The sequence below is a fragment of the Limnohabitans sp. 15K genome, assembly GCF_002778285.1.
In the GTDB taxonomy this organism is placed as follows: domain Bacteria; phylum Pseudomonadota; class Gammaproteobacteria; order Burkholderiales; family Burkholderiaceae_C; genus Limnohabitans_A.
In genome coordinates this window covers 578,564-593,083 of record NZ_NESM01000001.1, presented here as the reverse complement: position 1 = coordinate 593,083, position 14,520 = coordinate 578,564, and the positions used below count along the sequence as shown (strand labels likewise).

Genomic DNA, 14,520 nt, shown 5'->3' with positions numbered 1-14,520 from the left:
CAACACGCACTGCTTGTTGCATCGCACTTGGCATTCGCTGTCAATAGCGAATGATGTTCATGTTCGGCGTGATCCGGTCACAGCCAGCAACAAGCCCAACATGACGACCAGCAAACCTGCGACCTCTAGGTTGGCAGGCAAATGCCCCAAAACTGGCCAAGCCATCAAGGCGGCCAGCCCGGGGGCCAAGGCCGGAAAGATGGCGGCTCGCGCTGGCCCCAAGATCGAGACCATCTTGGCGTAGGTGAACAAGGTGCCGCCGCCCGCGATCAGGCCCTGCACCAAGACTTCGGTCCAAAACACTTCAGGGCTGGCAGCCAGCAGTCCGGCTGCCCCGGTGGTCCACAGGTAAACGGGCACGTAAGTGACCAAAGCCGAAAACGAAATCACGGCGGTGGCGAGCAAGGGGGGCAGTTGGTGTTTTCTGAGCAAGCTGCCAAAGCCTGCCCACAACGTGCCTGCTGCGATGAACATGCCATCGCCCAACAAGGCGCTGGCCGTGAAACTGGCGGCATCCACGCCGGACACCAACAACAAGCCACCCAGAACAAGCGCAATGCCTGTGGCCCTTCGGCGGGTGAGCGGGTCTTTCAACACCCAGGCACCCAGCAGCATGCCCATGACACTCATGGACGCAAATGGAAAAACGGCGGCATGGCTGGTGGGCGCAAACTGCAATGCACCAAACATGAGCAAACCAAAGGGCGTGCCAGCCAGCAGCGACACCGCCAGCCACACCCGCCATTTTTCCAACAAGGCGTGGCGTTGCTGAACCAAGGCCATCAGCAGCAAGGGCGCTGTGACCAAGCCTGCCACGCCAAATCGCAGCGCTGTCAAGTCCGGTGAAGTTAAGCCCCTTGCCATGCCCCAGCGGGCAAAGACGGTGTACAGCGCACCGATGCTGGCGGCCATCAACCCCACCCCTATGCCCAGGATCAAGGTGCGGGTGTCTGTGCCCGGGGTTTTGGGCGCATTCAAGGGGTTTGGCTGGGCCATGGTGATGTTCTTGTCTTTAAAATTTTGCGGTGCCCCGACTTTGAATGATTCCATTGAGCTGGGATAGACTGGTTTTTGTTGTATGACTTAGTCTTTTATGGAATAAATGGTGCCGGTATGGACAAACTTTCTGCAATGAGAACCTTTGTGCGGGTGGTGGAGTCGGGCAGTTTTTCGGCGGTGGCCCATGAAATGCACGCCACCCAAAGCGGTATCAGCAAACAAGTGGCGGCACTCGAAAGGGTCTTGGGCGCGAAATTACTGGTCAGAACCACCCGTTCATTGGCTTTGACCGAAGAGGGCGGGCGTTACTTTGAGCAAGCCCGCAGGTTGTTGGCCGAGATCGAAGAGGCCGAGTCGGGCCTACGTTCAGAGGTGGCACAACTGCGCGGCAGTTTGCGCGTCGCAGCCTCGGTCGGTTTTGGGCGGCTCAAGCTGATGCCCTTGGTCAAAACGTTCATGTTGGCCCACCCGGACGTGAAAATGGACCTGCGACTGCACGATGGTTTCGTTGACCTGATCGAGCAGGGCATCGATGTCTCCGTCCGCATTGGTGAACTGGCCGACAGCGGGTTGCTGGCCAGGCGCATTGGCACATCGCAGCGCATGTTGATGGCGCACAGGTCTTACCTTGAAGCGCTGCCTCCAGACTTAAGACCACCGGCCAGCCCACAAGACTTGGCCGAGCACAACTGCATTGTTTATACCGAGTCACTCAGTCGCAACCTGTGGTCTTTTCAGCGGGTGGTACCCGCTGGGACCAAGCCTGGGGCCAGCACGGCGGTGCGTGTGCAGGGGCATTTGGAAACCAACAGCAGTGAGGTGATTCGGGCGGGCGTTTTGAGTGGGATGGGCATTTGTTATTCGCCAACTTGGTTGTTCGAGCAAGAATTGGCCACAGGCGAAGTAGTGCAGTTGATGCGTGACTGGGTGTCGCCGGAATTGCCCATCCATGTGGTCAGCCCACCAGAACGCCAGCATTCGGCCAAGGTCAAGGCATTTGTCGAGCATGTGGCACGCAACATGAGCGCTACTGGCAGGTGAGGAGTGTCATTTGTTCGATTGGCAAACTCAAGCGAACTTCGTGTTGCGTCTCGTCAAACATAATGCCCCGAAGCCTCAGAGCCACACCACGAGATCCAAACCATGTTTTCAAAAATTGCAGCCATCACGCTTCCCATCTTTGTGCTGGCGCTGGTGGGCTTTTTCTACAGCCGCCGCGTCAAGCCGGATCTGGCCGGGTCCAACAAGTTGATCGTGGACATTGCGCTGCCCGTCTTGATCTTCACGTCTTTGTCGGCCAAGTCGTTTGACCCGATTGCCGCCTTGACTTTCACCGGCGCCGCCATAGCGGTAATTTTTATCAGCGGCTTGGTGGCCTGGCCTTTGGCTTCTTTGTCGGGCGTGAGCAAGGCCGCATTTCTGCCCTGTGTCATGTTCACCAACGTGGGCCCCGTCGGCATTCCCTTGATCGCTTTGGCCTACGGCCCGGAGGGCATGGGCCCCGCGGTGGTGTTGATCGTCATCTCCAATGTGCTGCATTTCACGGTGGGCGCGGGCATCATGAGCGGCAAAATCGATTGGCGCATGGTTTACGCGAACCCCTTGGTGTGGGCTACCGTGTTGGGCGTGGCCAGCTCGCAGTGGCAAGTGGAGCTGCCGGTTTGGCTTCAAACCTCGTTGACCATGATCGGCAATGTGTTGGTGCCCATGATGCTGATGTCCTTGGGGGCCCGTTTGGCGAGCAGCCAAGTCCAAGACGCCAAAGTCGGTGCGCAAGCCTCGGTGTGGGTGCTGGTCATCCGCTTGGCCGTGGTTTATGGCTTGTTGGCGTTCATGCCGCTGCAAGGCGTGGAGCGTGGGGCCTTGATTTTGTTCGCTTGTCTGCCCCCAGCGGTTTTCAACTTCATGCTGGCCGACAAATACCAGGTCCAACCGCACAAGGTGGCGTCTACTGTTATCGTGGGACACATCTTCAGCCTGGCCTTTTTACCCTTGGGCATTTGGCTCGCATTCCTTTGATTTCCTCATTTCATTGTTGAAAGGTCTGTTCATGATCAAGTTCTATTTCCACCCCTCTCCCAATCCTCTGAAGATTGCGCTGTACCTGGAAGAAACCGGTACGCCCTATGAGTTGATTCCGGTGGACACACGCAAAGGTGAACAACACAGCGAGGCTTTCAAATTGGTTAACCCCAATGCCAAGACGCCTGCCATGCTCGATGGTGACATCCGCGTTTTTGACAGCAACGCCATGCTGATCTATTTGGCCGAAAAAATCGGTCAGTTTGTACCCGCCAACACGCCAGAAAACAAAGCCGAGATGTACTCGTGGTTGATGTTTGTGGCCACCGGCATTGGCCCCTATTGCGGGCAAGCGGTTCACTTCAAGCACTTTGCACCTGAGCCGAAAGAGTACGCGGTCAACCGTTATGACTTCGAAGCATGGCGTCATTGGCTTTTGATCAACGACCGACTGGCGCATCAGCCCTACATGATGGGCAACGAGTACAGCATTGTGGACATGTCGGTTTGGGGCTGGGCAAGGGTTGTGCCGTTTGTTCTTGGGCCAGATGCGTGGCAAAAACTCCCCCATGTGAAACGCTTGCTTGACGAGATCAATTTGCGTCCGGCCGCCCAGCGTGCCGAAGCCTTGAAGACCCAGTTCACTTTCAAAACCGAAGTGGATGCCGACGCACGAAAAATGCTGTTCCCGTCGAACGAGCGACTCGAAAGCAAAGGGGCCTGAAAGTGATTGACCTGTATTACTGGACGACCCCCAACGGATACAAGGTCACGATGTTGTTGGAGGAGTTGGGTTTGGCCTATGCCATCAAGCCCATCAACATCAGCCAAGGTGAGCAATTTGCGCCTGATTTTTTGCGCATTGCGCCCAACAACCGTATCCCGGCCATCGTTGATCACGCGCCACAAGATGGTGGGCAGGAGATTGGGCTGTTTGAGTCGGGTGCCATCTTGCTTTACCTGGCGGATAAGACGGGCCGATTCATCCCTGCCGATTTGCGGGGCCGCAACGAATGTTTGCAATGGTTGTTCTGGCAAATGGGGGGCTTGGGCCCGATGGCCGGTCAAAACCACCACTTTGTCCAGTACGCGCCTGAAAAATTGCCGTACGCCATGGACCGCTATGTCAAAGAGACTTCACGTTTGTACGGCGTGCTCAACAAACACTTGTCCGATGGCCGCGACCACATTTGCGGCGACTATTCGATTGCGGACATGGCCGCTTACCCTTGGGTGGTGCCGCATGAGCGTCAGCGCCAAGACTTGAACCAGTTTCCTGCCCTCAAGGCCTGGTTTGAGCGCATTCAAAACCGGCCCGCCACACAGCGTGCCTACGAGCTTGCCAAATCGGTCAACACCGCACCCACGGTGGATGAGAAGGCCAAGGCGATTCTTTTTGGGCAAGATGCCAAAACCGTGCGCTGAGACCTGCCATGCGCCAACTTTCACTTTTTAACCCCGCCTGTTCGCCACCCAAACCACCTCATGCAACCCAACAACCCTCTCGACGTCGGTCACGTTACGCAGGAGGTAGTTACTGAAGTCAGGCGAGAAGAAGCGGTGATCAAAGCAGGGGCGTTGCAAAACGCCATTTTCAACAGCGCCAACTTCTCCAGCATCGCGACAGACGCCAAGGGCGTGATCCAAATTTTCAACGTGGGCGCGGAGCGCATGTTGGGGTATTTGGCGGCCGAGGTGATGAACACCATCACCCCGGCCGAAATCTCAGACCCCCAAGAGTTGATTACCCGGGCGGGGGCCTTGAGCTCAGAGTTTGACACCCCCATCACGCCGGGATTTGAGGCGCTGGTTTTCAAAGCATCCAGGGGCATTGAGGACATTTACGAGCTGACCTACATCCGCAAAGACGGCAGCCGTTTCCCGGCGGTGGTTTCGGTCACCGCCTTGCGGGACATCGACAAGGTCATCATCGGTTACTTGTTGATCGGCACCGACAACACCGCCCGCAAACAGGTGGAGGCTGAGCAGCAGAAGCTGGACCAACGCTTGCGTGACCAACAGTTCTACACACGGTCGCTGATCGAGTCCAACATCGACGCCTTGATGACCACCGACCCAGCCGGGATCATCACCGACGTCAACAAACAAATGGAAGCGCTCACAGGGTGCACACGCGACGAACTCATTGGGGCACCTTTCAAAAGTTATTTCACCGATCCAGCGCGGGCCGAGGCGGGCATCAAACTGGTGCTGAGCGACAAAAAGGTCACGGATTACGAACTCACGGCCTGTGCGCGTGATGGCAAGAAAACGGTGGTGTCGTACAACGCCACCACCTTTTATGACCGAGACCGCACCCTGCAGGGCGTGTTCGCGGCCGCACGTGACGTCACCGAGCGCAAACGCTTTGAGCAAGCTTTGCAAGAAACCAATGTGGAAATGGAGAGTGCCAAATCTGCTGCTGAAAAGGCCAATTTGGCGAAGTCCGATTTTTTGTCGGGCATGAGCCACGAATTGCGGTCCCCACTCAATGCCATTTTGGGCTTTGCGCAGCTGATGGCCACGGCCTCGCCACCACCTTCCGATGTGCAAAAAGAAAGCATCACCCAAATTCTCCAGGCGGGATGGCACCTCTTGAAGTTGATCAACGAAATCCTGGACCTTTCCGTGGTGGAATCGGGCAAAGTGTCCTTGTCGCTGGAACCTATCGCCTTGTCAGAGGTCTTGTCTGAATGCCAAGCCATGATGGAAGCACAAGCCCAGCAGCGCGGCATCGTCATGACCTTTCCGCAGTTTGACGAGCCCAGCTTCGTTTGGGCAGACCAAACAAGACTCAAGCAAATCGTCATCAATTTGTTGTCGAACGCGATCAAATACAACCGACCCAGTGGCTTGGTCAGCGTGACCTGCACCGCCATCTCTCCTGATGGCATTCGCATCAGTTTCAAAGACACAGGTGCAGGCCTGACGCCAGACAAAATGGCCCAACTTTTTCAGCCCTTCAATCGCTTGGGCCAAGAGGCAGGCAGCGTGGCGGGCACTGGCATTGGCCTGGTGGTTACCAAACAATTGGTCGAACTCATGGGCGGTGTTCTGGGGGTGGACAGCACAGTGGGCGAGGGGAGTGTCTTTTGGGTGGAGCTGCGCAGCACGCCTGCCCCAGAACTCAAGGTTGTCGCACACGAGCAAGCACCGCCCAAGCTGGCCCCTGCGCCGATGGATGCCCCGCCGAAAACGCTTTTGTACATCGAGGACAACCCGGCCAACATGAAGTTGGTCGAACGCTTGATCGATCGCCGATCAGACATTCAGCTGCTCAAGGCGGTGGACGGCTCGCTGGGCATCGCGCTGGCTCGGTCGGCATTGCCAGACGTGATTTTGATGGACATCAACTTGCCCGGCATCAGCGGGATCGAGGCTTTGAAGGCGCTGCGGGAAGACCCTGCCACAGCGCATATTCCCGTCGTGGCCCTCAGCGCCAATGCCATGTCGCGAGACATTGAAGTGGGGCGGCAATTGGGCTTCTTTCGTTACCTGACCAAACCCATCGTGGTGGAAGAACTCATGACCACCTTGGACTTGGCGCTGTCAAGGGAAAAACCGTGATCCACACCTCCGACATCCTGAAGGCCAAGCTCCTGATCGTGGACGATCAAGCTGCCAATGTGCTTTTGCTTGAGCGTTTGCTGCGCAGCGCGGGTTATGAAGACATTTCTTCCACACAAAATCCAGCCGAGGTGGTGGCACTGCATCGCCAAAAAAGATACGACCTGATCCTTTTGGATCTGAACATGCCCGAGATGGACGGTTTCGAAGTGATGGAGGACCTCAAAGGCCTGGAGGGCGACGGCACCTTGCCAGTTCTGGTCATCACGGCCCAGCCGAACGAAAAACTGCGGGCCTTGAAAGCTGGCGCTTTGGATTTTGTGAGCAAGCCTTTCGACATCGCCGAGGTGCTGGCGCGGGTGCAAAACCTGCTGCAAGTGCGATTGTTGAATTTGGAGACCAAGAAACTTTACGAACAAGTCTTGGTGGAGCAAGAATTGTCAGAGATGCTGTTGCAAAACGTTTTGCCCCAAGCCATTGTTGAGCGTTTGAAAGGGCGATCCCAACTCACGGCCAATCACCTGAACCAAGCCATTGTGGACAGCTATGCCCAAGTGACCGTGTTGTTTGCAGACATTGTGGGTTTTACAGCCTTTTCCCAAGGCGTGAGTCCCGAGGTCTTGGTCGGTGTGTTGAACGATCTCTTCACACGTTTTGACCACATTGCCGAGCGTCGTGGTCTCGAAAAAATCAAAACCATTGGCGACTGCTACATGGCAGCGGCGGGTTTACCCGTGGTGGTGTCAGACCATGCAGATCGCGCGGCACACATGTCGCTGGACATGCTGGACGCCATTCAAGACTTCAACGCCAAAGGGCAGTACCCACTGAACATCCGAATAGGCATCAGCACAGGTCCGGCAGTCGCTGGGGTCATTGGCAAGAGCAAATTTCTCTATGATCTGTGGGGAGACGTGGTGAACACCGCCAGCCGCATGGAGTCTCATGGCATCGCGGGCCGGATCCAGATGAGTGAGGCGACGCAACAAGCTTTGACCCACCCCTTCTCGTTAGAGCATCGTGGTGTCATTGATGTCAAAGGCAAAGGTGAGATGAACACTTGGTTTTTGAACAAAGCTTTCAACTGATTGGGCAAGCCAAAGACCAACCAAGAGACCCGATTATTTCTTCGGAAGGCCATATTCCGAGCAAAATAGAGATCCATTCTGAGGAGATGAAATGAAAATCGGTATTGCAGGCATTGGCAAAATGGGCGCAGCGATTGGCACTCGCTTGTTGAGTCAAGGCTATGACCTGACGGTCTGGAATCGCTCCTCGCAAAAGGCGCAAGGCTTGCGGGATGCTGGGGCCAAGTGGGCGCAAAGCCCCCAAGCGTTGACCGCCGCTGTCGATGTGGTTTTGACATTGCTCACGGATGAGGCAGCCTTGGATGAAGTCTATGCAGGGCCAAACGGCCTGCTGGCCGAATTGGCCACCATGCAAGCGGCTTCCAACGCCAGTGGTCGGGCACAGCTTGACAATCGCAAAATCTTCATCGACATGAGCACTGTTCAGCCGGCCAAACCGAAAGACATGGCCGCACAAATTTCTGCGTTGGGCGCGGTCTTTTTAGAGTGCCCTGTGGGCGGCAGTGTGGGGCCGGCCAAAGAAGGCAAGCTTTTGGGTTTTGTGGGCGGAGATGCCCTTGATTTGGAAAAAGTATTGCCGCTGCTGCAAACCCTGTGCAAAAGGGTAGAGCATGTGGGTCAGCATGGCGCGGGTGCCACCATGAAGCTGGCGGTCAATCTCCCGCTCATGGTGTACTGGCAAACGTTGAGCGAAGCGTTGTCGCTGGTCGAGCCATTGGGCTTGGACCCGCAGCGTGTGATCGACATCTTGTCAGACAGCTCTGGTGGGCCCAACATGCTCAAGGTTCGCGGGACCATGATTGCACAAACATTGAAGCAAAAGAAGAGCGATCAGGTGACAGTGAATGTGGCCACCATGCGCAAAGACCTGAGAACCATGGTGGCGCAAGGCCACCTCACACACCGCGATTTGCCGCTCACATCGTTGGCTTTGGAAAAGTTCAACCAGGCCGCACAAAACGGTCTGGACGACAAAGACTGTACCGAGTTGCCTGTTTGGTGGTTGAACCAAGGCGGCGTCGGCAAATAAAGACAATGTGGGCCAGCGATGAGCTGGCCCTGGTTCGGCTCAGTCGATTTTCATCTCGCGGATGATGCCGCGGAACTGGTCCATTTGTTTACGCAAAATAGCATCTTGGGCTGCAGGGCTGGAACCCACCGCTTCTGCGCCAAGATCGGCCAGCCGCTTGGCCACATCGGGGTGGCGCACCGCAGCAATGACCTCTTTGTTAAGACGATCAATGATGTCTTTGGGGGTTTTGGCCGGAGCAAAAACACCGTTCCAACCCTCCAGTTCCAAGTTGGGATAACCCAGTTCTTTGACCGTGGGGATTTCGGGTAAACCTGCGATGCGTTTGGAAGCCGTTGTGGCCAGGGCCTTCAGGGTGCCTGCTTTAAGTTCGGCCAAGGATGATGACAACTGATCACCTCCTACCTGCAAGCGACCTGCCAACATTTCTTGCTTCAAAGGGGCTGCGCCTTTGAAAGGAATATGCGTCATGTTGACGTTCGCATCTTTTTTAAATGCTTCGCCCAAAACGTGCATGGTCGAACCAGGGCCTGTTGATCCATAGTTGTATTGCAAATTGGCGTTGTTTTTCAGCAAAGTGGCCAATTCGCGCAGATCCTTTGCCGGCACCGAAGGACTGGCCGTCCAGATGAAGGGAACGTAGATAGCGATGGACACGCCAGCAAAGTCGGTATCGACGTTGAACGGCAGGCGGTTTGCCAATGCCTGAGCCACCGCCGCCAAAGGGAAAGACAGGTTGTGCATCATGATGGTGTAGCCATCAGCTGGTGACTTGGCCAGCAAATCTGCACCAATGTTGCCCCCAGCGCCGCCCCGGTTGTCCACCGTGACAGGTTGCCCCATGGACTCACTCATCTTTTGTGCAACCAAACGGGCCACAATGTCAGTAGTTCCTCCTGCTGGGAACGGCACAATCATTTTGATGGGCTTGGACGGATACGATTGTGCGAGCGCACTGAGCGGCAAAAGTGCTGCGGTGAAGGCCACAGCTAAAACTCGTTTCAAAGGGTGTTTTAAACGCATGTTGTCTCCTTGTTATGGGGTGCAACCGTCGAGGGTGGCGATGTCAGTATCACATAAATAAACCGTAGATTGATGCTCGATTTCCCTGCCGTTATTGACCCAATGAAGAGCGACCTTCCCTAGAGAAAACCCCCTAGAGAAAGGGAGTTCTTTATGTCAGGATTGTTGCGTCATCCAACATCTCTTCACCCCATCATGAAATTTCAACTTCTGCTCACCGTTTCAGCGGCATTGATTGCAACGACCAGCCAAGCCAATGAATTTGTCAACAAACCCAGTTCATTGGATATACCAATATCAACATTGAATGAAGCTGGATTTTCTGCCGAAGGCTTAAAGCGCATCGATGCTTTTTTTGCATCAGAAATAGAGAAAAAACGGGTCCCTGGCAGCGTCATCGGAATTGTCAGAAACGGAAAACTTGTCTATCTGAAAGCGCATGGCACGCTCAACCCCGAAACACAGGAGCCCATGAAGGTTGACAGCATCTTTGCCCTGGCCTCCATGACCAAGCCCATGGTTTCAGTCGGAGCATTGACGTTGACGCAACAAGCAAAACTGCCACTGTTCAGCAAGGTCTCCGACTACTACCCAGATGTTGCCAACATGAAAGTGGCCACCAAAAAAGCAGATGGAACCATGGATTATCAGAACGTGAAAAATCCGATGACCGTTCAAGATTTGATGCGCCACACATCTGGGCTGACATACGGCGGCCGACCAGACACAGCCGGTGCGGCAGCAAATCTTTACCCCTCTGGTAACGACGCGGCCAATATGAGCGGAACTGTTGAGTTCATGTCAAAAATCACGAAGGTTCCACTGGTTTACCAACCTGGAACCGTGTTTGAGTACAGCCTCTCGCACGAAGTGCTTGGCGCTGTCATTGAAAAAGTATCGGGTAAAAGTTTGGACACCTATTTGCGTGAAAGCATTTGGGCACCATTGGGCATGAGTGATACCGGTTTTCATGTCGCTGACAATAAAAAATCGAGACAGGCTCACCCCTTCAAACTCAACCCCCTCAACAACAGTCCGCAAAGCATTTTACCGATTGTTTCTGGGGTCAAATTCCAGTGCGGTGGCGGCTGCTCACTTGGCACAGTTCCCGACTACCTCAAATTTGGACAAATGCTGGTGAACGGTGGTGAATTCAATGGCCGAAGAATTTTGAGCCCAGCGATCGTTCAATTGATGACCAGTGATCAAATGAACAAGAACATCGTGAACCGAGTGGCCGTTGTTGAGCCACACCGTGAAGGTTACGGATTCGGTTTGGGCGTTGCGGTCAGGACCGAGCCTGGCTTGGCAGCAGTGCCTGGGAATGTTGGTGAATACAGCTGGAATGGTGCTTATGGAACGGGCTTTTTTGCCGATCCGCAAGCCAAGTTGGTGGTTGTCTTTGGCACTGCCGCGCCAGGCGATTTGAGAAAATACTACAGAGAGCAAGTTCAAAATTTGGTTTATGGCGCCATGACTCGATAAAGCCAATCTTGCCGAGTCTTTGCTCTCGGCCATCAAGCCCAAGCTACCCGCCTGTCACGCGGATTACAGCCAAGAATGCATCAGAGTTACATCATCAATGACCCCTAATCAACAGGAGTCGAAACATGAGCAGCAGACGACAGTGGATTCAATGGGCTGGCCTGAGTGCCGCTTCGCTGGGTGTGATGGGCAGAGCATGGGCCGGGCCATTTCCTGAAAAGCCGATCAAAATGATCGTGCCCTATCCCGCAGGTGGTGGGGCTGACCAATGGGCCAGGATTGTGGGGGGCAAGGCCGAGAAATTGCTGGGACAACCCATCGTGATGGACTACAGACCCGGCGCCAGCACCACCATTGGCGCAGATGCTGCCGCAAAAGCGCCCGCCGATGGCTACACCGTCCATTTGATTGACAGCACCGCTTTTGCTTATGTGCCCAACATGCGCAAAGTGTCTTATGACCCGCTCAAAGCTTTCACGCCCCTGGTCCATTTGGGCGAGTTGCCTTTTGTGCTGGTGGTCCACCCGTCTGTGCCTGTTCGCAATTTGCAAGAGCTGATTGCGTTTGCCAAAGCCAACCCCAACAAACTCAATTGCGCCAGTGCAGGTGTGGGGTCACCGCACCACCTGATTGCAGAGATTTTCAAGCAGCGTGCGGGCATCGCCATGAACCATGTGCCTTACAAGGGGGCGGCTCAGTACATGGCCGATTTGGTAGGTGGTCAGGTGGATGTGGCCGTCTCTACGCTGGGGCCTGCCATGCCGCATATTCAAACCGGTCGCATCCGTGCTTTGGCCGTGTCTGCTGGCCAGCGTTCAAGCACCATGCCCGAGGTGCCTACCATTGCAGAGCAAGGTTTTGAGGGCTTTGACGAAAAACCCTGGAACTGTTTTGTGACCAACGCAGGTGTGCCTGCGGAGGCTTTGGAACGCTTGCGTTCAGCGTTTCGCGCCACCATGGATGACCCCGAGGTTCTGCAGGCTTTGCGCAAGACGGGTGTGGAAGAAGTGGGCCGCATGCCACTGGCCCAAATCGGTGAGCAAATGCGTCTGGACAACTTGAAGTGGGGCGATGTGATCCGCCGCGCCAAAATTACCTTGGACAGTTGAACGCTTGGATTGAGCAGTGTCGCCCAGGGCAGGCCATCAAACCTCGGGATGCGTCTTGTCTGGGTGTTGGTCAAATACAGTCCCATTCGCGAACAAGCGGTCTATGTCATCGCTTGAATAGCCAAGTTGTTGAAGCACAGCGTTGGAGTGTTGTCCCAGCCACGGTGCCGGCATTCGTATGCTACCCAAGGCCCCACTCGATTTGATGGGCAAGCCCAAGGTCTTCATGCGACCAATGATGGGGTGATCCATGTCGTGCACCATTTGCCTGGCCAGTACATGTGGGTCGTGCAGAGCTTGCTCGTAGCCAAAAACCGGTCCCCCCGGTATGCCCACCGCATCCAGCAGCGCCACCCAGTGGGCCGTTGTTTGTTGTGTCGTCACTGTTTCAATGTCGCGTTCAAGCGCATCCACATTTTTGACGCGCAGTGCTTGTGTCAGGTATTCAGGGCGTTGTAACCAGTCGGGTTGGTTGATGACTTTTTCACAAAAGCTCACCCACATTTTTTGGGTGCCTGCACCCACCGTGACAAAGCCATCGCAGGTTCGATAGGCCTGGTAAGGGGCCGAACGCCTGTGGCGGGTTCCGGTGGCGGTAGGGATCTCACCTGACCCAAAATAGGCACCGAATTCCCAAGGGGTCCAGGCCAGCCCCGCTTCCAAAAGCGAGGTCTCCAAGTACTGGCCTTCGCCAAAACGCAGTTTGCCAATCAAGGCACCCAAAATCCCCGACAGGGCCGTGACGCCACTGGCAATGTCGTTCATCGCAATACCCACTTTGGCGGGACGTCCACCGGGCTCGCCGGTCATCATCATGATGCCGGACATGCCCTGGGCAATGATGTCAAAGCCGCCTTTTTGGCCATAGGGGCCGGTCTGGCCAAAACCTGACATGGAGGCGTAAATCACGCCGGGGTTGTTTGCCCGAATGCGTTCGTAGTCCAACCCCATGCGCTTGACCACACCCGGGCGAAAGTTCTCCAGCACGATGTCTGCCTTGGACGCCAACTGTTGGGCGATCTTCAGCCCCGCTGGGTCTTTGAGGTTCAGGGCAATGCTCTGTTTGTTGCGGTTGAGCACTGCAAAACAATACGACTCGCCATTGACCTGTGGCTCAAACTGACGCGATGTGTCGCCTTTGTCTGCGTTTTCGAGTTTGATGACCTCGGCCCCCATGTCTGCCAGGACCATGCTGCAATAAGGGCCAGCCAAGACGTTGGTCAGATCAAGAACACGCAGGCCAGACAGGGGAAGTTTCATAGGGAGCTTTCTTGAATCAGCGTGAACATTTCAGCGGCCAGTGAACACCGGTTTGCGTTTTTCCATGAAGGCGGTGCGCCCCTCGGTGAAGTCGGCGCTGTTGAAGCACTGCGCTACCAATTGGTCGCACATGGCCACATTGCGTAAAGACGCGTCTTTGACGATTTCACCCACAATGGTTTTGATCGAGGCCACGGTCATGGGCGCGTTGGCCGCGATGGTGTTGGCATATTGGGTCACATACGCCAGCAGCTCTTCTTTGGGCACCATGCGGTTGATCAACCCCATGGCAAGGGCCTCGGGTGCGCTGAATTGCCGTGCCGTAAAAAATATTTCTTGCGCAAATGACGGACCGACAATGTCTACCAGTTTGCGTACCCCGTCGAATTCATAGCCCAGCCCCAGTTTGGCTGCAGGCACAGCAAAGCGTGACGGGTCTGATGCAATCCGTATGTCGCAGTTCAGCGCCACGGCCACGCCGCCGCCAATGCAATAGCCCTGAATCATGGCCAGGGTGGGTTTGTTGAGATTTTTCAGGGCTTGCATGCCTTCTTGAGCCACCGCGTCATACCGTTGGGTCGCTTCGGCAGAATCGCGTTGCTGGGCAAATTCCGAAATGTCTGCGCCCGACACAAAAGCTTTGTCGCCGGCCCCTTGCACCACCACCACTCGGATCTCGTCATCGCGTGCAAATTCGTTCGCAATATCCGCCAGCCCCTGCCACATATCGAGCGACACAGCGTTGTGGCGTGCCGGGTTGTTGAAGGTGATCCAGCCCACATGATTGTCTTTGTGGGCGGCCATCTTGTCAGTTTTTAAAAAGCTCATGAAGCGACTCCAAGTCAGTGGCCTTCAAGTATGTTCCTCATCGGGGTGCTCAAAAGTTACCCGTGCGACAGTCGACCCTAGCGGGGGGGATAAGTCATTGAAACCATGA

At 55.3% G+C, this 14,520-nt stretch carries 13 protein-coding genes; 9 read left to right on the top strand and 4 right to left on the bottom strand.

Features of this window, described 5'->3' with window-relative positions:
* Window positions 1–57 precede the first annotated feature (57 nt).
* Window positions 58–996 carry a DMT family transporter gene (locus B9Z40_RS02745; protein WP_158238052.1) on the bottom strand — a complete coding sequence of 313 codons (939 nt, stop codon included), beginning with the start codon at window positions 994–996 and terminating at the stop codon, window positions 58–60.
* A 135-nt stretch (window positions 997–1,131) separates the two neighbouring features.
* Between B9Z40_RS02745 and B9Z40_RS02740 the strand changes: the two genes are divergently transcribed.
* From B9Z40_RS02740 to B9Z40_RS02710, 7 genes are all read left to right on the top strand, one after another.
* Complete coding sequence (locus tag B9Z40_RS02740; RefSeq protein WP_233204761.1) at window positions 1,132–2,040, top strand: LysR family transcriptional regulator; 909 nt, start codon at window positions 1,132–1,134, stop codon at window positions 2,038–2,040.
* Between the two features lie 102 nt (window positions 2,041–2,142).
* Window positions 2,143–3,018, top strand: a complete 876-nt coding sequence (locus B9Z40_RS02735) for an AEC family transporter (RefSeq protein ID WP_100171777.1) — start codon at window positions 2,143–2,145, stop codon at window positions 3,016–3,018.
* Window positions 3,019–3,049: 31 nt separating this feature from the next.
* On the top strand, window positions 3,050–3,745 hold the full coding sequence (locus tag B9Z40_RS02730) for a glutathione S-transferase family protein (protein WP_100172875.1): 696 nt from the start codon (window positions 3,050–3,052) through the stop codon (window positions 3,743–3,745).
* Between the two features lie 2 nt (window positions 3,746–3,747).
* Window positions 3,748–4,446 carry a glutathione binding-like protein gene (locus B9Z40_RS02725; RefSeq protein ID WP_100171776.1) on the top strand — a complete coding sequence of 233 codons (699 nt, stop codon included), beginning with the start codon at window positions 3,748–3,750 and terminating at the stop codon, window positions 4,444–4,446.
* A 60-nt stretch (window positions 4,447–4,506) separates the two neighbouring features.
* Window positions 4,507–6,588, top strand: coding sequence for a PAS domain S-box protein (locus B9Z40_RS02720; protein WP_100171775.1), 2,082 nt, complete (start codon window positions 4,507–4,509; stop codon window positions 6,586–6,588).
* Entirely contained in the window at window positions 6,585–7,676 is a 1,092-nt protein-coding gene (locus tag B9Z40_RS02715; RefSeq protein WP_100171774.1) for an adenylate/guanylate cyclase domain-containing protein, read from the top strand. The genes B9Z40_RS02720 and B9Z40_RS02715 overlap by 4 nt, the downstream gene beginning before the upstream one ends.
* A gap of 91 nt (window positions 7,677–7,767) precedes the next feature.
* Window positions 7,768–8,706 carry an NAD(P)-dependent oxidoreductase gene (locus B9Z40_RS02710; RefSeq protein WP_100171773.1) on the top strand — a complete coding sequence of 313 codons (939 nt, stop codon included), beginning with the start codon at window positions 7,768–7,770 and terminating at the stop codon, window positions 8,704–8,706.
* Between the two features lie 39 nt (window positions 8,707–8,745).
* Here B9Z40_RS02710 and B9Z40_RS02705 read toward each other — a convergent pair whose 3' ends face one another.
* Window positions 8,746–9,729, bottom strand: coding sequence for a tripartite tricarboxylate transporter substrate binding protein (locus B9Z40_RS02705; protein ID WP_100171772.1), 984 nt, complete (start codon window positions 9,727–9,729; stop codon window positions 8,746–8,748).
* Between the two features lie 153 nt (window positions 9,730–9,882).
* Between B9Z40_RS02705 and B9Z40_RS02700 the strand changes: the two genes are divergently transcribed.
* Both B9Z40_RS02700 and B9Z40_RS02695 read left to right on the top strand, forming a co-directional pair.
* Window positions 9,883–11,214 (top strand): serine hydrolase, encoded by a 1,332-nt coding sequence (locus B9Z40_RS02700; protein ID WP_199172473.1) that lies wholly within the window; start codon window positions 9,883–9,885, stop codon window positions 11,212–11,214.
* Between the two features lie 125 nt (window positions 11,215–11,339).
* Window positions 11,340–12,323, top strand: a complete 984-nt coding sequence (locus B9Z40_RS02695; RefSeq protein WP_100171770.1) for a tripartite tricarboxylate transporter substrate binding protein — start codon at window positions 11,340–11,342, stop codon at window positions 12,321–12,323.
* A 36-nt stretch (window positions 12,324–12,359) separates the two neighbouring features.
* Here B9Z40_RS02695 and B9Z40_RS02690 read toward each other — a convergent pair whose 3' ends face one another.
* Both B9Z40_RS02690 and B9Z40_RS02685 read right to left on the bottom strand, forming a co-directional pair.
* A complete protein-coding gene (locus B9Z40_RS02690) occupies window positions 12,360–13,583 on the bottom strand; it encodes a CaiB/BaiF CoA-transferase family protein (RefSeq protein WP_100171769.1) in 1,224 nt (407 codons plus the stop codon).
* A 30-nt stretch (window positions 13,584–13,613) separates the two neighbouring features.
* A complete protein-coding gene (locus tag B9Z40_RS02685; RefSeq protein WP_100171768.1) occupies window positions 13,614–14,411 on the bottom strand; it encodes an enoyl-CoA hydratase in 798 nt (265 codons plus the stop codon).
* Window positions 14,412–14,520: the final 109 nt, after the last annotated feature.